The sequence below is a fragment of the Paraburkholderia sp. BR13444 genome (assembly GCF_040948755.1).
GTDB lineage: Bacteria > Pseudomonadota > Gammaproteobacteria > Burkholderiales > Burkholderiaceae > Paraburkholderia > Paraburkholderia youngii.
Genome location: NZ_JBFPKM010000004.1, coordinates 407,877 through 431,048, shown reverse-complemented (window position 1 = coordinate 431,048; position 23,172 = coordinate 407,877). Strand labels below are relative to the sequence as shown.

General features: G+C 63.8%; 23 protein-coding genes and 1 pseudogene. 9 read left to right on the top strand and 15 right to left on the bottom strand.

Translation table 11 applies throughout. The annotated features are described in order from the left end of the window. Positions 1 to 39: 39 nt before the first annotated feature. The 3 genes from AB3X95_RS14600 to AB3X95_RS14590 all read right to left on the bottom strand — a co-directional run bounded on the left by AB3X95_RS14600 (position 40) and on the right by AB3X95_RS14590 (position 1,879). Positions 40 to 582, bottom strand: a complete 543-nt coding sequence (locus AB3X95_RS14600; RefSeq protein ID WP_368621672.1) for a hypothetical protein — start codon at positions 580 to 582, stop codon at positions 40 to 42. Between the two features lie 95 nt (positions 583 to 677). Continuing rightward, positions 678 to 1,037 (bottom strand): protocatechuate 3,4-dioxygenase, encoded by a 360-nt coding sequence (locus AB3X95_RS14595; RefSeq protein WP_368621671.1) that lies wholly within the window; start codon positions 1,035 to 1,037, stop codon positions 678 to 680. Then, positions 1,037 to 1,879 (bottom strand): gallate dioxygenase, encoded by an 843-nt coding sequence (locus AB3X95_RS14590; RefSeq protein ID WP_176106501.1) that lies wholly within the window; start codon positions 1,877 to 1,879, stop codon positions 1,037 to 1,039. Before AB3X95_RS14590 ends, AB3X95_RS14595 begins: the two co-directional genes overlap by 1 nt. A gap of 391 nt (positions 1,880 to 2,270) precedes the next feature. Here AB3X95_RS14590 and AB3X95_RS14585 point away from each other — a divergent pair, with 391 nt between their 5' ends. The 8 genes and pseudogenes from AB3X95_RS14585 to AB3X95_RS14550 all read left to right on the top strand — a co-directional run bounded on the left by AB3X95_RS14585 (position 2,271) and on the right by AB3X95_RS14550 (position 10,592). After that, positions 2,271 to 2,972 carry a GntR family transcriptional regulator gene (locus AB3X95_RS14585; RefSeq protein ID WP_368621670.1) on the top strand — a complete coding sequence of 234 codons (702 nt, stop codon included), beginning with the start codon at positions 2,271 to 2,273 and terminating at the stop codon, positions 2,970 to 2,972. Continuing rightward, positions 2,969 to 4,276: a LysR family transcriptional regulator gene (locus AB3X95_RS14580; RefSeq protein ID WP_176120243.1), complete on the top strand. Its 1,308-nt coding sequence runs from the start codon at positions 2,969 to 2,971 to the stop codon at positions 4,274 to 4,276. Before AB3X95_RS14585 ends, AB3X95_RS14580 begins: the two co-directional genes overlap by 4 nt. Before the next feature lie 436 nt (positions 4,277 to 4,712). Continuing rightward, the gene (locus AB3X95_RS14575; RefSeq protein WP_176106505.1) at positions 4,713 to 5,309 is read left to right on the top strand and encodes a molybdopterin-dependent oxidoreductase; all 597 of its coding nucleotides are present in this window, start codon (positions 4,713 to 4,715) and stop codon (positions 5,307 to 5,309) included. Between the two features lie 182 nt (positions 5,310 to 5,491). Then, complete coding sequence (locus tag AB3X95_RS14570; protein ID WP_368621669.1) at positions 5,492 to 5,902, top strand: DUF2946 domain-containing protein; 411 nt, start codon at positions 5,492 to 5,494, stop codon at positions 5,900 to 5,902. A 220-nt stretch (positions 5,903 to 6,122) separates the two neighbouring features. Then, positions 6,123 to 7,013 (top strand): annotated as a pseudogene (locus AB3X95_RS14565) (TonB-dependent receptor); the annotation flags it as partial. Positions 7,014 to 7,048: 35 nt separating this feature from the next. Continuing rightward, entirely contained in the window at positions 7,049 to 8,554 is a 1,506-nt protein-coding gene (locus AB3X95_RS14560; protein WP_368621668.1) for a PepSY-associated TM helix domain-containing protein, read from the top strand. Between the two features lie 101 nt (positions 8,555 to 8,655). Further along, positions 8,656 to 9,450, top strand: coding sequence for a DeoR/GlpR family DNA-binding transcription regulator (locus tag AB3X95_RS14555; RefSeq protein ID WP_368621667.1), 795 nt, complete (start codon positions 8,656 to 8,658; stop codon positions 9,448 to 9,450). Beyond that, on the top strand, positions 9,447 to 10,592 hold the full coding sequence (locus AB3X95_RS14550; protein ID WP_368621666.1) for an MFS transporter: 1,146 nt from the start codon (positions 9,447 to 9,449) through the stop codon (positions 10,590 to 10,592). The genes AB3X95_RS14555 and AB3X95_RS14550 overlap by 4 nt, the downstream gene beginning before the upstream one ends. Positions 10,593 to 10,598: 6 nt before the next feature. Here the strand turns inward: AB3X95_RS14550 and AB3X95_RS14545 are convergent, their stop codons facing one another. From AB3X95_RS14545 to AB3X95_RS14495, 11 genes are all read right to left on the bottom strand, one after another. Continuing rightward, positions 10,599 to 11,465: a sterol desaturase family protein gene (locus tag AB3X95_RS14545; protein WP_368621665.1), complete on the bottom strand. Its 867-nt coding sequence runs from the start codon at positions 11,463 to 11,465 to the stop codon at positions 10,599 to 10,601. A gap of 665 nt (positions 11,466 to 12,130) precedes the next feature. Then, complete coding sequence (locus tag AB3X95_RS14540) at positions 12,131 to 12,388, bottom strand: hypothetical protein (protein ID WP_254905737.1); 258 nt, start codon at positions 12,386 to 12,388, stop codon at positions 12,131 to 12,133. A gap of 42 nt (positions 12,389 to 12,430) precedes the next feature. Next, positions 12,431 to 12,658, bottom strand: a complete 228-nt coding sequence (locus AB3X95_RS14535) for a hypothetical protein (RefSeq protein WP_176106509.1) — start codon at positions 12,656 to 12,658, stop codon at positions 12,431 to 12,433. Between the two features lie 97 nt (positions 12,659 to 12,755). Continuing rightward, positions 12,756 to 12,899 (bottom strand): hypothetical protein, encoded by a 144-nt coding sequence (locus AB3X95_RS14530; RefSeq protein WP_176120236.1) that lies wholly within the window; start codon positions 12,897 to 12,899, stop codon positions 12,756 to 12,758. A gap of 59 nt (positions 12,900 to 12,958) precedes the next feature. After that, positions 12,959 to 13,249, bottom strand: coding sequence for a hypothetical protein (locus AB3X95_RS14525; protein WP_176120235.1), 291 nt, complete (start codon positions 13,247 to 13,249; stop codon positions 12,959 to 12,961). A gap of 246 nt (positions 13,250 to 13,495) precedes the next feature. Further along, entirely contained in the window at positions 13,496 to 13,828 is a 333-nt protein-coding gene (locus tag AB3X95_RS14520) for a DUF2322 family protein (RefSeq protein WP_368621664.1), read from the bottom strand. Between the two features lie 383 nt (positions 13,829 to 14,211). Then, the gene (locus AB3X95_RS14515; RefSeq protein ID WP_176120233.1) at positions 14,212 to 15,063 is read right to left on the bottom strand and encodes a carbohydrate ABC transporter permease; all 852 of its coding nucleotides are present in this window, start codon (positions 15,061 to 15,063) and stop codon (positions 14,212 to 14,214) included. 10 nt (positions 15,064 to 15,073) lie between these two features. After that, on the bottom strand, positions 15,074 to 16,048 hold the full coding sequence (locus AB3X95_RS14510; protein ID WP_176120232.1) for a carbohydrate ABC transporter permease: 975 nt from the start codon (positions 16,046 to 16,048) through the stop codon (positions 15,074 to 15,076). Positions 16,049 to 16,115: 67 nt separating this feature from the next. Beyond that, positions 16,116 to 17,369 (bottom strand): ABC transporter substrate-binding protein, encoded by a 1,254-nt coding sequence (locus AB3X95_RS14505; protein WP_176120231.1) that lies wholly within the window; start codon positions 17,367 to 17,369, stop codon positions 16,116 to 16,118. Between the two features lie 88 nt (positions 17,370 to 17,457). Further along, complete coding sequence (locus AB3X95_RS14500; protein WP_368621663.1) at positions 17,458 to 19,434, bottom strand: beta-galactosidase; 1,977 nt, start codon at positions 19,432 to 19,434, stop codon at positions 17,458 to 17,460. A gap of 20 nt (positions 19,435 to 19,454) precedes the next feature. After that, positions 19,455 to 20,606: an ABC transporter ATP-binding protein gene (locus tag AB3X95_RS14495; protein WP_368621662.1), complete on the bottom strand. Its 1,152-nt coding sequence runs from the start codon at positions 20,604 to 20,606 to the stop codon at positions 19,455 to 19,457. Positions 20,607 to 20,800: 194 nt separating this feature from the next. Here AB3X95_RS14495 and AB3X95_RS14490 point away from each other — a divergent pair, with 194 nt between their 5' ends. Beyond that, positions 20,801 to 21,844, top strand: coding sequence for a LacI family DNA-binding transcriptional regulator (locus tag AB3X95_RS14490; protein ID WP_368621661.1), 1,044 nt, complete (start codon positions 20,801 to 20,803; stop codon positions 21,842 to 21,844). A 61-nt stretch (positions 21,845 to 21,905) separates the two neighbouring features. Here the strand turns inward: AB3X95_RS14490 and AB3X95_RS14485 are convergent, their stop codons facing one another. Next, on the bottom strand, positions 21,906 to 23,114 hold the full coding sequence (locus AB3X95_RS14485; protein WP_176365957.1) for an MFS transporter: 1,209 nt from the start codon (positions 23,112 to 23,114) through the stop codon (positions 21,906 to 21,908). Positions 23,115 to 23,172: the final 58 nt, after the last annotated feature.

Here is a 23,172-nt window from a genome sequence, read left to right as displayed (position 1 = left end):
CGCAGCATCGAACCCGGCTTGCTTTTGCGTACAACCTCATCAATAGCGCCGCTCTTCCATCATCCGCTTGACGGTCAACGCCAACGGCACGGTGAAGAAGATGTGCGACATGAACCCGCCGATAATCAAGGCCGGGTCGAAATAATCCGGATGGTTATCCGACGCGATCATGATCGCGGCATGCATGACGATCCACGCAAATACCGCGTAGAACAGCGCGACCAGCGTCGCTTCATAGCCGCGCCGCCGGAAGTACGGCCAGATCGCGGCGAACAGCACGCCCCACGCGATCGCGAAGAAAAAATGAATGCCGGTGCCGACGATATACGCCCAGATGCCGAGCGAGGCCTGCACGTCTTTGCCGAACACGAGCCCCGTCGCATTGCGCGGAATGCCGGCAAGCGGCATCAAATGCTGAGCGCCGACCCAGACGAGCGCTTCGTAAATCCAGATCACCACGGCGCCGACCAGGCCGCCGATCACGCCCGCGCGCAACATCGCCCCGCGTTCCAGTGCACCGGACTCCGCGAGTCTTAGCCGCCGGTCCAAATCCCCTTCGCTGACGCCGAACTTGCCGACCATCTCTACTCTCCTCGAAATGGACTACACATCGGAACTTCAAATCGGAATGCCCAGCGGACAGTGCTGCTTCGTTGCGCGCCTTCGATGCCCGGCCTTTAAACGGCGTCGGGTACCTGGCGGGTCTTCAGAAACTCTTCGAGCGTTTCACCACGCATGCTCGCGTACACGCCGAGATTGGTGATCTTCACCACGCGCGCGAACTTCTCGAGCACGAAGAAAGACACCCCATAGCGGATCAGACCGATCCAGTCGGTATTGTCGACCAGCGCGCGCTCTTCCGGCGTCAGGCCGGCCGCATCGTAAGCGGCGGTGCGATTTTCGAGCCACAGCGAGCGCGCCGACGCTTCGCGCATCTGCCAGAAAAAGCGGTTCAGGCGCATCGCCTTCATGCTCTGGCGGATATCGAACGGATACGTGCCGGTCAATTCTTCGACGCCAACCAGTTGCGGATTCATTACGCCACCTCTCCTTCGTAGATCGTCACGGCCATCGCGGTGCTGGTCGCAAGGTAGTAGCTGCGATGCAACTCGCGGACCTTCTGGCCGAGCGCGCCGCGCATCGCGAGCCACATGATCGTCTCGACGCTTTCCGCGCCGCCGAGGCGCACGTAGTCGACGTGCTTCATCCTGGCAAGACGCTCCGGATCGTTGACGATCAGGTCGAGGAACTCCATGTCCCATTCGGTGTTGTTGAAGCCGCTGCGCTCGCCATGCACCTGGTGCGACAGCCCGCCCGTGCCGACCACCACGACCTTCAGATCCTGTTCGAACGATTCGATCGCGCGACGCAGCGCCTGGCCGAGCCGGTAGCAGCGATTCGCGGTGGGTAGCGGATACTGCAGCACGTTGACTTCGAGCGGCACCAGCGACAACGGCCAGCCGCCCTGATGCGGCAGCATCAGCGAGAGCGGCGAATTGACGCCGTGATCGAGCGCGCGGTCCTGGAAGACGGTCAGATCGAACTCGTCGGCAACCAGTTGCTCGACGATATGAATCGCCAGATCCGGGTGGCCGGCGATGTCCGGCAGCGGACGCTTGCCCGCGCCTTCATCGGCGAATTCGTGATTGGGCGACACGCCGAGCGCGAAGGTCGGATAGCAATCGAAGAAAAAGCTGTTCGCGTGATCGTTGTAGAACATCACCATCACGTCGGGCTTCTGCTCGGCCAGCCACTGCGCCACCGGTTCATAACCCTTGAACATCGGCGCCCATGCCGGTTCATTCTGCTTGCCCTTGTCGTACGCCAACCCGATCGTGGGTACATGGGACGTGCCGATACCACCAATGATCCTTGCCATATTCGTTCTCTTCCGTCACTTCGTGCTGCTGCCAATCGGATAGGTCGCCTGGGTTACCGCGCTAGTCACCGCGACCGTCTTGGGATACAAAGATAGAAATTGTGCCTCGATACGTGAAGTACGGGTATACCTCGAGTTGTGCCGGAATGATGGGTAAAAACCCGGCATGCGGGCGCCCGGCGAGCCGATGAACCCCGCCGCGACCCACGCCGCGCAGGGCTCCCTCGGTATCCCAAGCCCGTGCGGCGTGCCTTCCGCGGCCTCCTCTCGCTCCGGCACGCGATAAATAAAACAGATGACCCGGAAAACAACTCGCAACGCACTTTTTCAAGGCTTGGAGCGGTGCTGCACGCGTGGCTATACTGCGGTGCTTCCGACGAGCGACGAAACGATGAACGAGACGACCCAGCAAGCGATTGTGCAGACCTTACGCGAGAAGATCCTGTCGGGCGAATTGTCGCCCGGGCAGCGGCTCGTCGAAGCGCAGCTTGCGCAATGGCTCGGCGTGTCGCGCACGCCGCTGCGCTATGCGTTGAGCGTGCTGTCGTCGGAAGGCCTGCTCGATCGTTCGGGCTCGCGCGGCTATGTGGTGCGCCGCTTCAGCGTGCGTGACGTCCTCGATGCGATCGACGTGCGCGGCGTGCTCGAAGGACTCGCCGCGCGCTCGGTCGCCGAAAACGGCGTGAGCCCGGCGCTCGCCGCCGCGCTCGACGAATGCCTGCGCGAAGGCGACGAAATCTTCGAGCAAAAGCATCTGAAGCCAGGAGACGACGTGCGCTACGCGCATATGAACGGCCGCTTTCATGCGCTGATCGTCGAAGCGGCGCAGAACCAGGCGATCACGGCCGCGCTCAGCCTGAACGACAAGGTGCCGTTCGTGTCGCCGTCCACGATCGCGTTCGACGAAGCCGCGCGCGAGCGTCAGTTCATGATGCTGATGTACGCGCATCGCCAGCATCACGCGATCGTCGACGCGCTGAAGCAAGGCGAAGGCGCGCGCGTCGATGCGTTGATGAAGGAGCACACGCATATCTCGAAGGAAAGTCTGAATTTGTCGCTGCCATCGTTGCATCTGATCGCGGGCGCGGCATGAGCAACGACGCACTTTCCGCCGAAGCCAGCCAGGCGGCCGCCAAAGCGCCGCTGTCGGTCAGCAGCAAGGACCTGCTCAATCTCGCGCAATTGCGCGCCTTCCGGCTCGTCGCGGACATGGGCAGCGCGACACGCGCGGCGGCCGCGCTGTTTCGCGCACAGTCGGCGGTCACGCGCTCCGTGCAGGAACTCGAGTCGGCGCTCGGCGTGCCGCTGTTCGATCGTGGTCCTTCGGGCATGCTGCCCACGCCGGTCGGCCGCGCGGTGCTGCACCGCTGCGAGCGGATCTTCGCCGAACTCGAAGAGCTCGCGCAATGGTGCGCCGCGCGACAGACGCGCCGCCGGCCCGTATCGGAGGGCGCATTGCCCGCGTACCTGCTCAATACGCGGCGGCTGCAACTGTTCGCGGCGCTCGCGCGGCATCGGCATATGCCGAGCGCGGCAAAAACCTTCGGCATCAGTCAGCCCGCGGTGAGCACCGCGATCCGCGTACTCGAAAGCGGCTCGGGACTGAGCCTGTTCCATCGCAGCCCGCGCGGCATCCTGCTGACGGCCGAGGGCGAAACGTTCCTGCTGCACGTACGCCGCGCATTGAACGAACTACGGCACATCCCCGACGATATCGCCGCATTGCACGGCAAGATTCAGGGCTCGGTGACGGTCGGCGCGTTGCCGCTCGGACGCACGCTGATCCTGCCGAAGGCGATCGCGCGAATGACCTCGGAAAATCCCGGCGTGCGGGTGGTCACCGACGAAAGCGCGTACGAGACGCTGGTGGCCGGTCTGCGCGCCGGCGACATCGACTTCATTCTCGGCGCGCTGCGCGACAACGACGCGACGAGCGGCCTGAAAAACGAGCGGCTGATGTCGGAAAACATGGTGGTGCTGGTGCGCCGCGCTCACCCGCTGACTCAAGTGCACAATCTGACCATCATGGGTCTGCGCGACGCGCAATGGATTCTGCCGCGCAGCAACGCGCCGGCGCGTGCGCTGTTCGAAACGCAATTCAGGCGGATGAAAGTGAAGCCGCCTTTGCCGACCGTCGAGACCGCCGACCTCGCGGTGATTCGCGGGCTGCTGCTCGGCACCGACATGGCGGCGGCGTTGTCGGCGCAGCAGCTGCATCACGAGGTTCAATCCGGGCAACTGGTGGTGCTCGACGTACCGCTGCACAACACGCGGCGCGAGATCGGCCTGACGATGCGCGCGGCGGGTACGCCATCGCCGGCCGCGCGGGCATTGATCGACGCGATCCGACTGTCGGTCGTCGATGTGACGCGCACGGTCAGCATCGGCGCGACCTGAGCGTTGCCATCGATCAGTTTGCTCAACTGTTTCTGTCCAGGTCCGGCAGGCTGTCGAAAAACGCGCCACAGCGTGTCGGCGACGCGGATCTTCGCCGCGCACGCCTTATCTCGCAGTGCATCGCGCCGCAGGTCGAACATCGACACCTGCGCGCCCTTCGCGGCCAATGCCGCACTTAGTATGCCGCCCGCTTCTTCGAAGCCGATGAATGAGATGCGCGTGAGTAGCACTTCTTCACAAACCTGCGAAGACATGCACCGTGCTGGATCACCGCGCAACGAAGCGTGCCAGTTCCGCCGTGAATCGCATGCGGAAAGAGCATAGCGAACGACGTGTAAATGAAGCATCGCCGTATCATCTTCGGCGGCAATTCTCCGACAATAAAAGAGCGCTCAAGTCACCACGCCAAGCCTCATCGACACCCGGAGAAAACGTAATGAACAAACGCCAGTTCCTGACCAGCGCCACGGTGCTGGGCGCGGCGGTCGCGCCCGCATTCGGCGCAAAGCGCGAGCATGCCGAATGCGCGCCGTCTCCAGTTCTCCTGACGATCTCCGGTGCGATCAGGAACAGCAATCGCGGCGCGCTCAATCCGGCTTTCGATCAACTGCTGGCGAAGCACCAGGTGAAGTTTTCGCAAGCGTATGGCGTCGATCTGCCGTTGCTCGCCAGCATGAAATCCGTGACGATCCATCCGACGATCGAATACGATGCGCACCTGCATACGTTCAGCGGCCCGCTGCTGACCGACGTGCTCGCGCATATCGGCGCACCGGATGCAGGCAGCACGCAAATCGTCATGCACGCGGTCGACGGCTACGCGGTGCAGACGACGCTCGACAAGGTGCGTGAGTATCACTTCATCGTCGCGACGCAAATGGACGGCAAGCCGCTGGCGCTCGGTGGCGTGGGGCCGTTATGGGCGATCTACGACGCGGATCAGATTCCCGAACTCGCGGCCAAGCCGCTGAAGGACCGCTTCGAACTCTCGCCGTGGGGCCTGTATCACATGCAGCTCACCGAGGCGTCATAGCGCGCCGCCGAATCGCTCGACGCACGCCTGCCGCACGCGCTGGACCGAGCTCGCCCAGTCTTCCCCTGGCGCGCGCCGGAACAGACGCAGCGTGTGCGGATACCACGGCGCTATACCTGACACTACGAATGAGAGGATCGCGTGGTGATGCTAGAATCGCCCCCGTCTTTTCTTCGACGCTCATGACTCGACGCTCCCGCAACCGCCTGACCGCATGGCTTGGCCTCGTCGCCATGTGGCTCGGCGTGTTCGCGCCGCTCATCAGTCAGTTGCTCGAATCGAGCCGCGGCCACGAGCCGATTGCCGTGCTGTGTTCGGCGCTTCATCCGAGCGGCGCGAGCGATATCAGCGATGCGAGCGTCGTCGCTCAAACCAGTCCCGCCTCCGTGCATCTGAGCCACGACGATGCATTCGGTGCCTGCGGCTACTGTCATCTGCTCGAACATCACGTCGCGATGCCGACGCTCGCCGCCGCCGAGCCGCCGGCCGCGCTGCCGCTGGCCGGCACCGCGCCGCCCACGCTGTCCACCCGCTTCACGCCGCTGGGCGCGTTCCCGTCGGGACGTCCGCGCGCGCCACCTGTCGTTTCCTGATCGCTGCCGGTTCTGATCGCGCCTTCGTCGCTCATGTCGACGAAGCCTGCGACTGCCTGTTCAATGCATCGAGGAAACGCTCATGTTCAACTTCGCGCTGCGAAGGCTGTCTTTTTGCGTCCGTCGTGACGCTGTCTGTTCCGCTCATCGCGCGGCTCGCCGTTCCGTTCGTTGGCCCGCGCTCGTGCCTGCTTTCGTGCCGGCTTTGGTTGCAACACCCGCGCAGGACGCATGGCGCTTTCTGCCGCGCTGGAAGCTCGTCTACGGCGTGCGCTATGAAGACTGGCAAGCCTACGACGGCGCGCAGTCGCTGCCCGGCGCGACGATCGCGTACAGCGACGCCAGCCAGCGTCACTTTTCGCCGAAGGCGTCGCTGTCGTTCGATGCCAGCGACGATTTGACTTTACGCGCGTCGATCGGTCGCGCTTTGCGCTTTCCGACCGCGAGCGAACTGTTCCAGGGGCAAATCAATGGCTCCGCGATCGTGAACAGCAATCCGCATCTGCAGCCCGAGGACGATCTGTCGAAAGAACTGAGCGCCGAATGGGCGCACTGGAATGGCGTGTTCCGCTTGTCGCTGTTTCAGGACGACGTGAAGAACACGATCTTCAGTCAGACCGACACCACCGTGATCCCGAACGTGACGAACTTCCAGAACATCGGCAAGGTTCGCTCGCGCGGCGTCGAAACGAGCTACTCGGGCGAAGACGTGTTCGTGCGCGGACTCGATCTGCTCGCGAGCGTCGCGTACACGCAGTCGAAGATCCTCGAAAACGCTCAGAATCCGGCCTCGGTCGGCAAGTACTTTTACCGCATTCCGCTGTGGCGCGCGAATCTTGCCGCGACGTATCGCTTCGACGCGCGAGCGGCGCTGACGCTCGCCGCGCGTTACTCGGGCCGTCAGTACAACACGCTGACGAATACCGACACGAACCCGAACGTGTTCGGCGGCACCAGCACCTACACGGTCGCCGACGCGAAGTTCACGTTCAAGCCGACGAAGCTCAGCGAACTCGGCATCGGCGTCGACAACCTGTTCGACGCGCGCTACTTCGTCTACCACCCGTATCCGGGCCGCACGTTTTATGTGGAAGCGAAGCTGCATCTCTGAGTAACCCATCGCCCCATTTGCCCGACGAGGATTTCATGTCCACGACTCCAACCGCCGAACCCGTACGCGCGCAGAACAGTACGGCCGCTGCCGCCGCCAGCGGCCCCGCACATCAAGGCTATAGAACACTGTGGCGCTGGCATTTTTATGCGGGCCTCTTCGTGATGCCGTTTCCGCTCGTGCTCGCCATCACCGGCACGCTGTATTGCTTCCAGCCGCAAATCGAACCGCTGCTGTATCGGCAGCACATGGTCGTCGCACCGCAAGCGGTGCCGAGACTGCCCGACAGCGTGCTGCTCGCGCGAGCGCGCGCGGCGATGCCGCCCGGCTCGGTCGCGACGACCGCCGTGATCACACGCGATCCGCAACGCAGCGCCGAATTCGTGTTCCGGCTCGCGGACGGCACGCAGCAGAGCGTCTATCTGAATCCATACAACGGCGATGTGCTGGGCACGCTGAGCGTCGAGCGTCGCTTGATGCAGGTGGATCGCATGATTCATCGCAAGCTGCTGCTGGGCAAGCCCGGCGAGCTGCTGATGGAACTGGCCGCATGCTGGACGCTCGTGATGATCGGCACCGGCATCGCGCTATGGTGGCCGCGCGGCAAAACGACCGCGCGCGCTGTGCTGCTGCCGCGCCTCGCGCTGAAAGGACGTCCGCTATGGAAAAGTCTTCACGCGGTGATCGGCATCTGGCTCGCGCTGGGCGCGCTGGCGTTCGTATGTACCGGTCTGCCGTGGACCGGCTCATGGGGCAAGCAGTTCAAGGCGTTTGCGACCGCGACGAAGCTGGGCGCGCCGCCGGGCGCGTGGGGCGGTTTGCCATTGCGCTCCATCGTGCCAGGAGCCCAATCAGACCAGGCCGACCACGCGAGCGGCACGAGCGCGCATGCCACGCATGCCGACATGGACTCGATGCCCGGCATGGTGATGGACGATCTGCCGTTGCCGCTGACGCCGTGGGCCGCGGGCAACTCCAGCGTGCCCTCTTCCTCGAACAGCGACGCGGCACAGCCTCTGTCAATCGGTCATATCGTTGCGCTCGCCGCGTCGCTCGGCATCTCGGACGGCTACAGCATCGTGCTGCCGAATTCCGCAACCGGCGTCTACACACTTTCCTGGTTCCCCGCGAATCCGCGAGACGAACGCACGCTGTACGTCGACCAATACAGCGGCGCGATCCTGAAGGACATTCGCTACGGCGATTACGGGGCGATCGCGAAGGCCGTGTCGTACGGCACGTCGCTGCATATGGGGCGCTACTTCGGCGTCGCGAATCAGATACTGTGCGCGGCCATTTCGCTCGGCCTTGCCGCGCTCGCTGTGAGCGGCTTCGTGATGTGGTGGAAACGCCGGCCGCAACGCTCGCTCGGCGCGCCGTCGCGCGAGCGCGCCGCGCCGCCGATGCGTGGCTGGAAAGCCGGCCTCGTGCTGCTCGGCGTCGTGTTCCCGCTGATGGGCGCGACGCTCGTCGCGGTGTGGCTGCTCGACCGGCTGGTTTTCGGCCGTGGCTCGCGACCGGAATTGAACGAAGTCGCCTGAAGCCAAGGCAAGCCGCGTCAGGCTCCGCTTGCGCTTCACAAGCGTTTACGATACATTTTGCTCGTTTATGATCGGTTTGCACCGAAACGGAGACGAGACCCATGCAGCGAACCCGGGAAGAAGCGATCAACGGGCTACTGCCCGAGCAGCGCGAAGCGCTGATTCTGGAGCGATTGCGCACGCATGGTCGCGTGCTCGCGGCCGAGCTTGCCGCCGAGTTGCAGATCTCCGAGCACACGGTGCGTCGCCATCTGCGCGATCTCGCGGATCAAGGCCACTGCAAGCGGGTGTATGGCGGTGCGCTGCTGATGTCGCCAGCAGACAAACCCGCGGCGCTGCGCATGCACGAGGCCGTCGATCGCAAGGCACGCCTTGCCGCGGCGGCCGTGTCGATCGTTCGTCCGAAGCAGATCGTGCTGCTCGACGCGGGTTCGACGAACGTCGCGATCGCGGCGGCGCTGCCCGACAACGCCGGCCTGACCGTCGTCACCAATTCGCCCGACGCGTGCGCGCGGCTGCTGAACCGACCCGGGATCGACGTGATACTGATCGGCGGCCGCATCGCCGGGGGCGCAGCGGGCTCGCTCGGCGCGACCGCGCTGCTGCAGGTCCAGCAGATCCGCGCGGATCTCTGTTTTCTCGGCGCCTGCGCCTTCGATCCCGACGAAGGCGTCGCCGCATTCCACGCTGAAGATGCAGAACTGAAACGCGCGATGGTCAAAGCGAGCGGCCAGATCGCCATCGCGCTGACCTCGGAAAAGCTGATCACGGCGGCGCCGTTCGCGGTAGCGCCGGCTTCGTCGGTCGATTATCTGTTCGTCGAAGCGGACGTACCGGGCGCGCGTATCGCGAGCCTCAAGGCCGTCTGCGATAACGTGATGGTGGCACGCCCATGAACTCACTCGCCAGGGAACGCATCGCGACGCTCGCCGTCTTTCTCGCCAACGGTTTCGGCATCGGCGCATGGGCTGTCGAGGTGCCGCGCATCAAGGAAAGCCTGGCGCTCAGCGACACCTCGCTCGGCATCGCGCTGTTCTGCTTCGCACTCGGCGCCATCGTTGCGATGCCGCTCGCGGGACAGCTCGCGCCGCGCGTCGGCAGCGGCCGCGCCACCGCGCTGCTCGGCGCGGCATTCGCGATCGCGCTGCCGTTGCCCGCGGTCGCGCCCGGCATGCTGACGTTGTGCGTGGTGCTGTTTGCGCTCGGCGCGTCGAACGGCGCGCTCGACGTGTCGATGAACGGACATGCGAGCGCGATCGAAACACGCTGGCGCGCGCCGATCATGTCGTCGTTTCATGCCGCGTGGAGCGCGGGCGGCCTGCTTGGCGCGGCGAGCGGCGCGATGCTGCAGAAAGGCGGCGTCGGCGTCCTGGGCGGGCTGCTCGTCCCCGATCTGTTCATCGCGGCCCTGATCATTTTCGCTGCATGGTTTGCGCTACGCGATATCGGTCCGCGCGCGGCCGCCGCGTCGAGCGGCTTCGCATGGCCCGACAGCGGCGTGATGAAACTGGCGCTGCTCGCGTTCATGTGCATGCTCGTGGAAGGCGCGGTAGCCGACTGGAGCGCGGTGTACCTGCGCTCCGCGTTGAACCAGGAAGCGAGCATTGCCGCGATCGGCTACTCCGCGTTCGCGTTTTCGATGGCGGCGTGCCGGATCGCAGGCGATGCGTCGGTGCGACGCTTCGGCTCGAGCAAGGTCGTCGCGCTCGGCGGTCTGATCGCGTTCGCCGGACTCGCGCTGGTGCTGAGCCTGCCGACGGTGCTGACCGCCTGCGTCGGCTTCGCGATGGTCGGCATCGGTCTCGCGAATATCGTTCCGGTGATTTTCAGCGCGGCGGGCCGTTCGAGCGCAACGCCGGCGATCGGCGTGTCGATGGCGGCCACGTTCGGCTATGCGGGCTTTCTGGTCGGGCCGCCGCTGATCGGTTTCGGCGCCGGCGTGCTCGGCTTGCGCGCGGCGTTGGGTGTGCTCGTCATGGCCACGCTGATCGTGTCGCTGCTGGGCGGCAAGGCGGTGCGCGGCGCGCAACCCGCTTAGCCAGTGCTATTTCGCTTTCTTGTCGAGCACGGCAAGCGGCTTGCGAACGCGTAACGCATCGCGTCCCGCATGCTGACCCAATGGCCAGCTGAACGCGCCGAGCAGTGAGCTCGGCTGCGTGCCATCGTCGAGACCGGTGGCGGGCCACTCGTGTTTCGCTGGCACCCAGCGCGTGCCGAACACGTGATCCCACATCGGCAATAGCTGCGTGAAGTTGTGATTGAGATGCTCGGCGCGAATCGAGTGATGCAAACGGTGATACTGCGGATTGTTGACCCACGTGACGTAGCGGCCGAGGTCCACACGCAAATTTAGATGCGCGAAGTAGTTGCCGAACATGAACACGATCGAAGTCGCACCGACGATCCACGGCTCGACCTTGAACAGTACGCCGACGAGCGGATAAAGCAGGCAGCCCTTGATGAGCACTTCGATCCAGTGATGCCGCAACGTGATCGTCACGTTGAAATCCACCGCGCTATGGTGCAGCGAATGCAGCTTCCACAAGATGGGCCACGTGTGCTGCAAGCGATGAAACGCGTATTCGAGGCAATCGATCGTCAACAGTACGATCACGAACGAAGCGAGCGCGCCCCACCCGTGCGACACCAGCACCACCATGCCGCCGCCGAATGCATTCACGATCGCGACGCTGGCGGCCGCGGTCAGCGGCTTCGTGGCTTCAACCAACGCCAGATACAGGCCCGCGTACGCCATGTTCAGACGCTGCCCCGCGCGCGATTGCAGCAATGCGGCCGGCCAGCGGCGCTCGAGCAACGCGCCGAGTCCCATCATGACCAGCACGAGCGCATAGCCTTGCAGCCACAGGCTCGCGTGGTGCAGCAATGCCGGAAACGGACTCGACGCTAACATGGCATTCCCTGATGCAGCGGCTGCATACCGTGTAGAGGAGCGTTAGCATGATCTTCGCAGTCCGCTGGTCCGCGCGCAAGCGCCCTTTCGCTCGGGCCGCCGCGCATTCGGCTGCACCCGCAAGCACGGAAAAAATGGCGGGGTCATCGCTTCACGCCGTCACGATCGCGAGCGGACGTTAAATACAGCCGTATCGTCCGCTTGCGTCGTCGTTGTTTGTCGACATCCGTTTGGTGGTGGCCCCGCCGTACTTCGCATGTTGCGCCAAGCTCCCCGAGCGCGAATCGCGAAGACGTTTGCTGCCGTCGGCATTTATTCACTGCGTGAAATTCCGGCTGCAACATGTGTAGTTCTTGTGCCGGACTTATTGCAACGGCTATGCCATGCTGGGACAAAGCGTTGCCACGTATGGACGGATGCGTACCGATGCACTTTGAGGCGGCCCTGATCGCACGCAATGCATCGGAAATGAAACGCCGCGCGAATGTTCCGACGAGTTCGTGCTTGTGCGCACACGTCGTTCGACGCGCGCGGGAATACCCGAACGCGGATTGACAGGTCAAGGTTTGCGACACGTATCGGCCACGATCGCCGGAGCGCGATGCGACGAAAGAGTACCTGGGTCACGCGGACCGGTCTGTCGCAAAGTTGAGACGACAAATGGCTTACAGCAGCGCGGTCAATTGCGCGACCCGCAACTCGAACTGCCGCAATTCATCGGCGGCAAGCGCCTTCTTCTGCGGCAGGTCGCTCGAACGCGGGCCCGTGCTGACGCCGTCTTTCGAGTAGTAGAGCGGTTGACCTTGCGGATTCTTGTGAAGGAACACGTCGTGCGCGGTCGAGCCTCGTACGATGCGCACCGCGAGCGGTTCGCGCGCTGCGTCTTTGCCGTTGCCGCTACTGGTGTCGAAGACGGCGCTCACGCGGTCGCCAGCTTTCAGATCGCGCGACAGATCGCGGCCGAGTCAAGACAACGAAGCAAGCATGTTCGACAGACGCCGGACATGGGCCTTGAATGCGTCGCTCGTTTCGCGGTTCGTGGTGGGATTCAGATGCGAGCTTTCGGCGAGTTCCGCCTGCTCGTGAAAATCGTTGGCGATTTTGCGCTTGATGTCGTCAGGCAGCGACCGCACGATGGAGACCAGCAAAGCCTCTTCGGCATGCAGCATGCCGAGAATCGAATGTGTGTCCATACGAGAACCTCCGGGGGGAACATCGTCGGTGCCGGCCGGCAGTGGCGCCGGTGCTCTTCATGTTACCCCGTTGATTCGGCGTCGTCGGACGTGCGCGTCACTCGGCGATCGCATAGCGCGACGGGCGGGCGCGCGGCTGTTGTACCTCACGCTCGACGCGCGGACTCGCGCCGCGGATGAACAGGACCGCGCAAAACGCGACCATGGCCCAGATGCAAAGAAAGACGGTCAAAGCGCTCATGTCAGCTTCCGGAACTTCGGGACTGCGGGTTAGTACTGTGTTTGCTGCCGCGTTCGCCGTCAATGCAGCGTGGAGCGCTCGGGCGCACCGAACAGCAGCTCATCGATCAGGGCGGTGGTGAACGTCAGCTGCGTTTCGAGCGATTGGCGCGCGGCTTGCGCACCCGCTTCGTCGCTTCGGGCGACGGCCGCGTGTGCCTGGGTGGCGAGACGCAGGATAGCTTCGGAACCGCGTTGCAGTTCGCGCATTGCGAGGTCGTCAGGACCCAGCGTCGGCTGATCCCATTCCGAGGTGGTGAGTTCAGGCAGGTCGGCGTCGAACCGGCGGGGTTTGTTGTGACGGGAAGACATCCGGGGCTCCTGACGGAAAAGCGCGGTATACGCGACGGGACGAACTCAGTGTGCGCCGCCCCCCGGCGTTTCAATTCGCCGAACAGAAGCCGAATCTGAAGCTAATCCGGGGGGTTCGAGAAAAACGAGGGTTTTTACCGGGCAATCAGCGCTGGCAGGCCGCAAATCCCGTCGCCGGGGCGTCGGAATTTGCGACAGCGGTAGGAAAACGTCTAGCTTGTGGAAGCGGAAAAGACTCGAGCGGCCTTAAGCTGCCGGAACCACGTCGATGCGCAATGCCTCGCCGCCGGCGGCAATCGCCAGCAGGTGATCGACGTTCGGATGGGCGCCCGGACGGTTGCGCGCGTCGGCCGTATGCTCGGCGAACAGCGCGAGGCCGTGTTCGGCCGCCTTCGCGTCGAGCGTGCCGAACGCGCCGCGCAGGTAGTTGTACACCGCGAGCGAGCCCTGCTTGCCCGGTTTGTTCTCGATGCTAGCGACCACGGCACCGCTGCCGTTGACCAGATCGATGCGTGCGATGCCGTCGATTGCCGGCATTCTGGCGAGATTTTCCTTGAAAGCGTTGCTCGGTTCGATCATTTGAAACCACTCCTTCCGTTCTAAAAATGCATGGCGGGCCGTATCTTATCCGATGGACGGCGAGCGGGTGAATTTGCGGCCGTGACCTGGTTTTCCCAGCGAATGTTTCGCACGGGCCATGACCTCGACAAACCAGAGATAGGGGTAGCAGCAATACCGGTAGCAGAAGTTGCGTTGTTAAGGTGCGGTATTGTGCGCGGCCGAATCCGCGCTCGAATCCAATCGGAAACTCTTCAAGCAATATGCGGTAGAACGTTCCGCGTCAGTGGAAATCGTTCACGTGTTGATGGATAAGCCAGCGGGCGGGCAGCAATCGAGCACGAAAAAAAGCCCGCTTGCGCGGGCAACCCTTCTCTGCGCAGCATCGCCACGCGCCAACATCTTCACCCCTTCGTCGCGCCGAACGTCAGTCCCGCGACAAAATGCTTCTGCATCGCAAAGAACATCATCACCGATGGCAGCGCCGCCAGAATCGATCCCGCCGAAACGAGATTCCACGCGGTCGTCCACTGCCCTTTCAGCGCGGCCACGCCGACCGTGATCGGCGCGGCGTCATCGCCTTGCGTCAGACAGAGGGCCCAGAAATAGTCGTTCCACACGAACGTGAACACGAGGATCGCCAACGCCGCGAGCGCAGGACGAATCAGCGGCAGCACGATCCTGAAGAACACGGTCCATTCGTTCGCCCCTTCGATGCGCGCCGCCTCGACCAGTTCGAACGGCAGCTGCTTGATGAAGTTGCGCAGAAACAGCGCGCAAAAGCCGGTTTGGAACGACACATGAAACAGAATCAGCGCGCTCACGGTATTGAACAGCCCGAGTTGCAACGACAGATCGCGCACCGGAATCATCAACACCTGGATCGGCACGAAGTTGCCCGCGACGAACGTCGCGAACAACGTCGAATTGCCACGAAAGCGATAGATTGCCAATGCAAAGCCCGCCATCGCCGCGAGTGCGATCGAGCCCACTACCGAAGGCACCGTGATCAGCACGCTGTTACAGAAGTAATGCAGCATCGGCGACGTCGTCAACGCCTCGCGATAGTTGTCGAACATCGCGAAGTGCTTCGGCCATCCCCAGTAGTTGCCCTCGCTCAGTTCTTCGGTCGAACGCACGGACGTGATCAGCACCGCGATCATCGGCAGCAGCCAGATCAGGAGTGCGATCGGCAACGTCAGTTTGTATGCACGGCGCGTGGCCGGCTTCCATTTGTCGATCGGAATCGGAAACATCAGCGGCTCCTTATTGCTCGGCGCGCAGCATCCGCCGCAGGTGATAGACGATGTACACGAGCATGATGCCGAACAGCACCACCGCGATCGCCGCCGAATAGCCGATGCGGTAATACTTGATTGCCTGGTCGTACATGAAGTAGGCAAGCACCGTCGAGCTTTCGAACGGACCGCCGCCCGTCATCACCGAAATCAGATCGAAGCTGCGCAGCGCGCCGATGATCGTCACGACGATCGCCATGAACGTCGTGGGCCGCAACTGCGGCAGGATCACATGCCACAGCATCGACCACCCCTGCGCGCCTTCCATTCGCGCGGCTTCGATCTGCTCGGCGTTCAACGTGGTCAAGCCGGTCAGATAAAGAATCATGCAATACGCGGTTTGCGGCCACAGTGCCGCGAACACGATGCCGAAGGTCGCATAGCGCGGATCGCCGAGCACCGGCACGCCGCGGCCGAGCATCATCGCGAGCAGGCCGAAGGTCGGATCGTAGAACCACGAAAAGATCAGTCCGACCACCACGCCCGACAACACGAACGGCGCGAAAAACAGCGACTTGACGATGCGGATACCGGCCACCGCCTGGTTCAGATACAGCGCGACGGCGAGCCCCATTGGCGGTGCGAGCAGAAACAGTACGAGCCAGATCAGGTTGTTTCTCAGTGCCGTGTAGAACGTCGGCGTATGGACCAGCTCGATATAGTTCGCGAGACCGATGAAGGTCGGCTCGGTCATCCCGTCCCAGTTGAAGAAGCTCAGGCGGATCGTCGAGAGAATCGGCCACACCACGTACACGGCCACCATGAAACAGGCCGGCGCGAGAAACAGGAACGCGGCGCGGCGCTGCCGCCGCGCGGTCGGCGTCGGGCCGCGCCGGCGCGACGCGACGGGTGCGCCGCCCAGCGCCCCGCCCGGCGCCGGCAAGCTCGGCCCACCGGATTCAACAGGACCGTCGACGCTATGACGGCTGACGGAATGCGACACGATCAATCTCCCGATCCGATCTGATACAACGCAATGCGTCGGACAGCGGCCTTGCGGCCGCCGCCGCTCACTTCTTGTAGATACGCTGACGCGTCTGCTCGAGCTGCGCGAGGATGTCGTCGAGTTTCGACGGATCGGAGACGAACTGCTGCATCCCCTTCATCCCTTCGTCGGCCATTTCCTTCGTCATGTCGCGATCGTAGAACTGCGCGATACCGCCCTTCGTATTCGACAGGATCTGGAAGCCGATCTTCGAAATCGGATCTTCCGGCTCCGGCGACTTGCTGTTCGCCGACAACGAGCCGAGTCCCTTTGCGATTTGCGCGCCGATCTCGGGCGTCTCGACGAATGCAAGGAACGTGTGCGCATCGGCCTTGTTCTTCGCTTTCGACGGAATATGCAGCGATTCGACCGGCCCATCCTCGGCGGTCGGCACCTTGGAGTCGATGATCGGGAACTGGAAGTACCCCATTTGCGGCTTCACGTTGTCCGGGAAACCCGCCGCAATGAACGTCCCCATCAGCATCATGCCGGCCTTGCCCTGGAACAGGAACGGCTGCACCGCGTCGAGATCGTAGGACAGTGAATTGTTGATGAAGTAGCCGTCGTCGATCAGCTGCTTCCACGTCGTATAGACCTTCTTCACGCGCGGATCGGTGTACGGAATCTCGCCGGCCATCAGCTTCTGATGGAACGCATTGCCGTTCAGACGCAGATCGAGGTAATCGAACCAGCCCGCCAGCGTCCACGCATCGCGGCCCGCTACCGCGATCGGCGTAATGCCGGCGGCTTTCAGCTTTTTCGCGGCGTCGAGAAACTCGTCCCACGTTTTCGGCTCGCCCTTGATGCCGGCCTTGTCGAACAGGTCCTTGCGATAGAACATCCCCCACGAGTAGTACACGGTCGGCGCGGCATACTGCTTGCCCTTGTACGACGATGCTTCCTTCGTCGACGCATACATCTCGTTCCAGCCGTTCTTCTGCCAGTCGCCGGTCAGATCCTCGAACAGGCCGCGCTGCGCGTAATACGCCATACGCTCGCCGTCGTGCCAGTTGACGATATCGGGCGCGACAGTCGAAAGCCAACCCGGCAACTGAACCTTGTAAGCCTCCTCGTCGATGAACGACACCTTCACGTCGATCCCGGGATGCGCCTTCTTGAACTCGTCGACCACCTGCTGCCACACCGCGCGCTGGCTCGCGCCCTTGAAAGCGATGTTCATCGCGAGCGTGCTCGCCTGAGCGGTGCTGACGACCGTGGTCCCCGCGGCAACCGCGGCCAGCGCGAGCGCCACCAGAATCTTGCGTGGTTTCAGTTTCATCCTGACTGTCTCCTTCATTCCATGGTTTTTACGTCGTTGTCGCTTCTGTTTCGAATGACTGCGTGGAATTGCCTAGGCCAGACTTCTATCACGAGCGGTAGATCGCTACCCCTTGCGGCGCCACCTCCCGGGAGCCGATCACGAATGCGTCGTCGGAAATATTGTCGAGCGTGTGGCTTCGATCGCCATAGTTGAACACATAGGTCAGTCCGCCGCGACGGCTGACGCGCACGCTGTCGCCGAGTGCCTGGGTTTCGAGGCCCGCTTCCTGCGCGATCCGTGCGAACAGGCGCACGGTCAACGCGTCGTCGAACAGGCTCGCGAGGTAGTGGAACGCGCCGCTTCGCACGTACGCGGGATGACCGTCCGTGAAATGCGCGCGCACGTCGAATGAGGACGATGCATCGCTGTCGATGAAATCGCGCCAGTGTCGCGCGAAGCCATCGGCGGCACCGCCCTGCTGTTCGAGCACTACCGCTTCGGTCACGTTCGGTCGCATCGATTCGACACGCCACACCCGCAGCGGCAACACCGACGTCAATGCGCCAGGCGGCAGATTCGCCGGAATCCGCAGGTCGCGCGTCTTCGATCCGGTGCGCGGGCCGAGCACGACTTGCGCGCCCGAGCGCGCGAGACGTTCGGCGAAATCGTCGGGCACCACCGGCAGCGGCGGCACGACGACGAGGCTATAGCCATCGAACGATGCATCGGCCGGCACGACATCGACGTCGAGTCCGAGCGCGCGCAAAGCCGAGTAGTACTCGAACGCGAAGCGCGGATAGTGAAAATCCGCGCCCTGCGGATGAATCTCGAACAGCCACTTCGCTTCGTAGTCGTAGACGAGCGCGACTTTCGAGCGAATCGACGCATTCGCATCGGCATTCGCCGCGAGCACCTTGTGAATTTCCGATGCCACCTGCGAGGCTTCATTGCCGCCGACGTCGAGCCGGTTATCGGGCGTATTGAGCCCCGCATGCATCTGCTCCTGCGCGAACGGCGCCTGACGCCAGCGGAAATACGACACGCAGCCCGCGCCGTGCGCGAACGCTTCCCAGCTCCACAGCCGCACCATGCCCGGCAGCGGCGCCGGGTTCCACTGCGCCCAGTTCACCGGCCCCGGCTGCTGCTCCATCACCCACAGCGGCAGCTTCGACATGCCGCGATACACGTCGTGATTGAACGACGCGAAATCCGGATGACCGGTACGCAACCAGCGCGCCTTGATGTCCGGCGCGAACCACTGTTCTTCGAGCGCGCCGAGCGGATAGCTGTCCCACGTCGCGACGTCGAGATCGGCCGCGACCTTGTAGTGATCGAACTCGGCGAAAAGCTGCATGAAGTTGTGCGCGACCGGCCGGCCCGGCGAATGCGCGCGGATGATCTCGACCTGCATGCGGTTGTAGCGCGCCACTTCGTCGGATGCGAAGCGCCGGTAGTCGAGCCGATGCGACGGATGCGCCTCGGTCACGGTGCCAACCGGCGCGTCGATTTCTTCGAAGCCGCGGTACTCCATGCTCCAGAACACCGTGCCCCATGCTTCGTTCAACGCCTCGATCGTCTGATAACGCGCCTTCAGCCACTCGCGAAAGCGTGTGACCGCGGCCGGCGAATAGCTGACCACCGTGTAATGACAGCCGAATTCGTTATCGGTCTGCCAGAAAGCGACCGCCGGATGCTTGCCGTAGCGCTCGGCCACCGCCGTGCAGATACGGCGCGACGCCTCGAAATACGCGGGCGACGAGAAGTCGTAATGACGCCGCGAGCCGAACGCGCGTGGGCGTCCATCGGCGCCGACCGGCAGGATATCCGGATGACGATCGATCAGCCACTTCGGCGGTGTCGCGGTTGGCGTACACATGACGACTTTCAGGCCAGCCGCGCCGAGCACGTCGACGGCTCGATCGAGCCAGCCCCAATCGTATTCGCCGGGCGTCGGCTCGATGCGGCTCCACGCGAATTCTGCAATTCGCACCTGCTCGATGCCGAGCGCTTTCATCCGGCGCGCGTCGTCTTCCCACATCGACTCGGGCCAGTGCTCCGGGTAATAACAGACTCCTAAACGCATCCCTGTGTCCCCAATGTTCTTCAAGCGTAGTGTTCGACGGATTCGAGCGACGCGGCCGCGAAGCCGTCCTCGGTAAACAGATGACAGGCGGTACGCGGCACCCGCAAGTTCGCGCGATCGCCTGGAGCCAGGCGCGTGTTGCCCGGCGCCTTCGCGATCAGCACGGCCCCGCCGGGTTGATCGAGGTGCACGTAGCTGTGTTCGCCAAGCTGCTCGACGAGCGATACGGTGCGCGCGAGCACGCCGTCTTGCGACGCGGCCGATGCATCGACGAACTCCAGATGCTCGGGACGCACGCCGAGCGTGACCGGCTGCGCTGGCTGCAAGCCCGCGCTGCTGACCGGCACGCGCACGTCCTCGCCGGTGTGATCGAGCGTGATGAGCACGCCTTGCACATCGAGCGAGGCCACCTTGCCCGGCAGGAAATTCATTCGCGGCGAGCCGATAAAGCCGGCCACGAAGCGGCTTTTCGGGCGGTGATACAACTCGAGCGGCGCGCCGATCTGCGCGATGCTGCCGTAGCGCTCGGTGTCCTTGCCCGAATGCAGCAGCACGATTTTGTCGGCGAGCGTCATCGCTTCGATCTGATCGTGCGTCACGTAGACCACGCTCGCCTTCGCGAACTGCTTATGCAGGCGTGCGATCTCGACGCGCGTTTGTCCGCGCAAGGTTGCATCGAGATTGGACAGCGGTTCGTCGAAGAGAAACACGCCGGGCTCGCGCACGATCGCGCGGCCGATCGCGACGCGCTGCCGCTGCCCGCCCGACAGCGCCTTCGGCTTGCGCTCGAGCAGTGCCTCGAGTTGCAGGATGCGCGCGGCTTCACGCACCTTGCGCTCGATTTCATCCTTCGGGGTCTTCGCGAGTTTCAGGCCGAACGCCATGTTCTCGAACACGCTCATGTGCGGAAACAGCGCATAGCTCTGGAACACCATTGCGACGCCGCGTTGCGCGGCCGGCACGTCGTTGACGATCTTCCCGCCGATCGACAGGTCGCCGTCGGTCACGTCTTCGAGTCCGGCGATCATGCGCAGCAGCGTGGATTTCCCGCAGCCCGACGGGCCGAGAAACACGCAGAACTCGTTTTCACCGATGTCCAGATCGACGTTGCGAATCACTGGCGCACCGTCGCCATACGCCTTCTGCACGCCTCGTAACGAAATGCTCGCCATTGCATCGACTCCGTGATTTAATCGGCGCGAAGTCGGAGATTAAGCGCTTAATCAGCGTGACCGAAAAAATCGACCGCAAGGCGGTCGTTGGGTCTGTCTCCGATATCGTTTTGTACTTGGTTCGAGGGCAGATGTTGCCGCGCCTCGCGCCGCGATGCAAATGCCGGACAGCCATCCCAAATACTGACCTTACCATGCCTACACTCAGCGAAGTCGCGCGTCATGCCGGCGTCACGCCTGCCACGGTGTCCAACGTGCTGCGCAATCGCGGCCGCGTCGGCGCAGCGACGCGGCAACGCGTGCTCGACGCGGTCGCGGCGCTCGGCTATCGCCCGCATCTCGCCGCGCGCGCGCTCGCCGAAGGGCGCGCGCCGACGCTTGCGCTGATGGTGTCGAGCATCGCGAATCCGTTCTATCCGGAGTTTGCGCTCGCGGTCGAACGCGCCGCGCGCGCGAGCGGCCACTTCGTGATCATCTGCAATACGAACGAGGATCCGCTGAGTGGCCGCGCGTACCTCGACCAGATCGCCGGCACGCTTTCCGAAGGTGTGCTCGTGACCAACGCGAACCTGGATTTCGCCGATCTGCACAAGACCGAAGCGCGCGGCACACCAGTCGTGCTGTGCATGTGGGAGCGGCCCAGCGAGCCGCCCGGGTTGCCGTGCGTCGCGGTCGATTTCCGGCTGGCCGGCAAGCTGGCCGGCGAGCATCTGCTCGAACTCGGGCATCGGCGCTTTGGTGCGATCGTCGGCAGCAAGGCGTCGGGCATTCACGCGGCGCGCTACGAGGGTTTCGTCGACGCGTTGCGTGCGGTCGGCGTGACGAGGAATCGCGTGCGGCACGCGGTCGACACGATCCACGGCGGCTACCTTGCGACGCGCGCGCTGCTCGAAGCCGATCCGCAGCTGAGTGCGATCTTCGCGACCAACGACCTGCCCGCGCTCGGCGCGATGCACGCGGCGGCGGACCTCGGCCTGCGCGTGCCGCACGATCTGTCTGTGATCGGCATCACCGACATCCAGCTCGCGCGCGAGTCGCGTCCCGCGCTGACGACGGTGGCAGTACCGACGGTCGAGGTAGCGGGACTTGCGGTGGAACTGCTGCGCGAGCTGATCGAGACGTCGTACGGACAAGCTGGACGCGCCGTGGGGGACGTGCCAGCGCACGTGCCGATGCGGATTTCGTCCGAGCCGAAACTGGTCGTGCGCGCATCGACGGCCGCGCCCCGCTCGCGTTGATGTGGCAGTAGCAGCCACGACGCAACGTGTAGTCGCCGACGCTCAGCCGGCTTGCCGCGCATCAACTCGCGTGACGAGGCACACGCGCACCGACCGCCAACGCAATGCAGGCCAAGCCCGCGGACACCGCCGCGAACGCGACGTTGGCCCACAAATGCCCGACCCGGGTCGACAGCAGCGCTATGCCGACCGCCGGCAACGAGTTGCCGGTGTAACAGCACAGCAGATACGCCGATAGCAATTCGGCGCGTTGGTCCGCAGGCGCGATCCGGTTGACCTCCTGCAAGCTGCCGCGAAACCCGAGCGCGGCTGCGATGCCACACAACGCCGTCGCCGCGCTCAGCACCACGATCGACGCGGCGACCTGCGCCCACAGCAGCAACGCCAGACTCGGCGGCAACAGCCACAGACCGTTGAACATCGCGGTGCGGGCGGCGAGTTTCGACGTGACCATCACGGTGATCGTGCTCGCGGCGAACAGTTCGGCGACGAGCGCCCCGCTCAGTGCGGGGCTGTGCAGATGCATGCTGTTCGCGATCAGATTGGGCAGCAGCGCCGCGAAAAAGCCGAGCAGCGCGAAGGTCGCGAATGCGGTGACGGCAGGCACGACGAATGCCACGCGCAAGCGCGCGGGTACGCCGATGCGTGGCGCGAACGACACCTGTGCAAACGTCCGGGCGCGCTCCTGCACGGTTTCGCATGCGAGCGCCGCCAACGCCGCGGTGACCAGAAGCGTCAACAGATAAACGACGAACACCGTGTGCAACGGCCAGGGCGCGAACTGCGCGAGCAGTCCGGTCAGCAGCGGTCCCACTCCGAGCCCGGCCAGATTGACCGCCGCAGCAAGACGGCTGGCGGGCGCCTTGTCGGCGCCGGCGTGCAATTCCGCGATCCACGCGGTCGCCGTGGCGGCACCGACGCCGATCGCAAGTCCGCTTGCCGCTCGGGCGACGAAGAGCCACGTCGCATGCGTGGCGAATAGAAAGCACATCGTGCTCGCGATCGCGGCTGCGAGCACCAGCAAAGTGACCGATCGACGGCCGGCCTGGTCGGATACGCGACCGAATAAAAACAACGCGCCGAGGTTGCCGATCACGTAGGTCGCGTACACGAGCGTGATCGTCAGCTCGGACAAGCCGAACCGGCGTTGATAGAGCGGATAAAGCGGCGTGACCATCGTGCTGCCCGCGTACAGAACGCCGATCACGAGCGCGGCGGCGCTCAGCGATGCGCGGGAGCCGAGTCGTCGCTGCCACCAATGCGAAGGCATGGGTCTCTCCGACAGGTTCACGTTCTGTCGACGCGAGCAAGTGCCGTTCCGCCGCGAC

Coding starts and splice junctions, on each gene's coding strand:
- AB3X95_RS14600 (WP_368621672.1), bottom strand. CDS start 582: ATGGTCGGCAAGTTCGGCGTCAGCGAAGGGGATTTGGACCGGCGGCTA.
- AB3X95_RS14595 (WP_368621671.1), bottom strand. CDS start 1,037: ATGAATCCGCAACTGGTTGGCGTCGAAGAATTGACCGGCACGTATCCG.
- AB3X95_RS14590 (WP_176106501.1), bottom strand. CDS start 1,879: ATGGCAAGGATCATTGGTGGTATCGGCACGTCCCATGTACCCACGATC.
- AB3X95_RS14585 (WP_368621670.1), top strand. CDS start 2,271: ATGAACGAGACGACCCAGCAAGCGATTGTGCAGACCTTACGCGAGAAG.
- AB3X95_RS14580 (WP_176120243.1), top strand. CDS start 2,969: ATGAGCAACGACGCACTTTCCGCCGAAGCCAGCCAGGCGGCCGCCAAA.
- AB3X95_RS14575 (WP_176106505.1), top strand. CDS start 4,713: ATGAACAAACGCCAGTTCCTGACCAGCGCCACGGTGCTGGGCGCGGCG.
- AB3X95_RS14570 (WP_368621669.1), top strand. CDS start 5,492: ATGACTCGACGCTCCCGCAACCGCCTGACCGCATGGCTTGGCCTCGTC.
- AB3X95_RS14560 (WP_368621668.1), top strand. CDS start 7,049: ATGTCCACGACTCCAACCGCCGAACCCGTACGCGCGCAGAACAGTACG.
- AB3X95_RS14555 (WP_368621667.1), top strand. CDS start 8,656: ATGCAGCGAACCCGGGAAGAAGCGATCAACGGGCTACTGCCCGAGCAG.
- AB3X95_RS14550 (WP_368621666.1), top strand. CDS start 9,447: ATGAACTCACTCGCCAGGGAACGCATCGCGACGCTCGCCGTCTTTCTC.
- AB3X95_RS14545 (WP_368621665.1), bottom strand. CDS start 11,465: ATGTTAGCGTCGAGTCCGTTTCCGGCATTGCTGCACCACGCGAGCCTG.
- AB3X95_RS14535 (WP_176106509.1), bottom strand. CDS start 12,658: ATGGACACACATTCGATTCTCGGCATGCTGCATGCCGAAGAGGCTTTG.
- AB3X95_RS14530 (WP_176120236.1), bottom strand. CDS start 12,899: ATGAGCGCTTTGACCGTCTTTCTTTGCATCTGGGCCATGGTCGCGTTT.
- AB3X95_RS14525 (WP_176120235.1), bottom strand. CDS start 13,249: ATGTCTTCCCGTCACAACAAACCCCGCCGGTTCGACGCCGACCTGCCT.
- AB3X95_RS14520 (WP_368621664.1), bottom strand. CDS start 13,828: ATGATCGAACCGAGCAACGCTTTCAAGGAAAATCTCGCCAGAATGCCG.
- AB3X95_RS14515 (WP_176120233.1), bottom strand. CDS start 15,063: ATGTTTCCGATTCCGATCGACAAATGGAAGCCGGCCACGCGCCGTGCA.
- AB3X95_RS14505 (WP_176120231.1), bottom strand. CDS start 17,369: ATGAAACTGAAACCACGCAAGATTCTGGTGGCGCTCGCGCTGGCCGCG.
- AB3X95_RS14500 (WP_368621663.1), bottom strand. CDS start 19,434: ATGCGTTTAGGAGTCTGTTATTACCCGGAGCACTGGCCCGAGTCGATG.
- AB3X95_RS14495 (WP_368621662.1), bottom strand. CDS start 20,606: ATGGCGAGCATTTCGTTACGAGGCGTGCAGAAGGCGTATGGCGACGGT.
- AB3X95_RS14490 (WP_368621661.1), top strand. CDS start 20,801: ATGCCTACACTCAGCGAAGTCGCGCGTCATGCCGGCGTCACGCCTGCC.
- AB3X95_RS14485 (WP_176365957.1), bottom strand. CDS start 23,114: ATGCCTTCGCATTGGTGGCAGCGACGACTCGGCTCCCGCGCATCGCTG.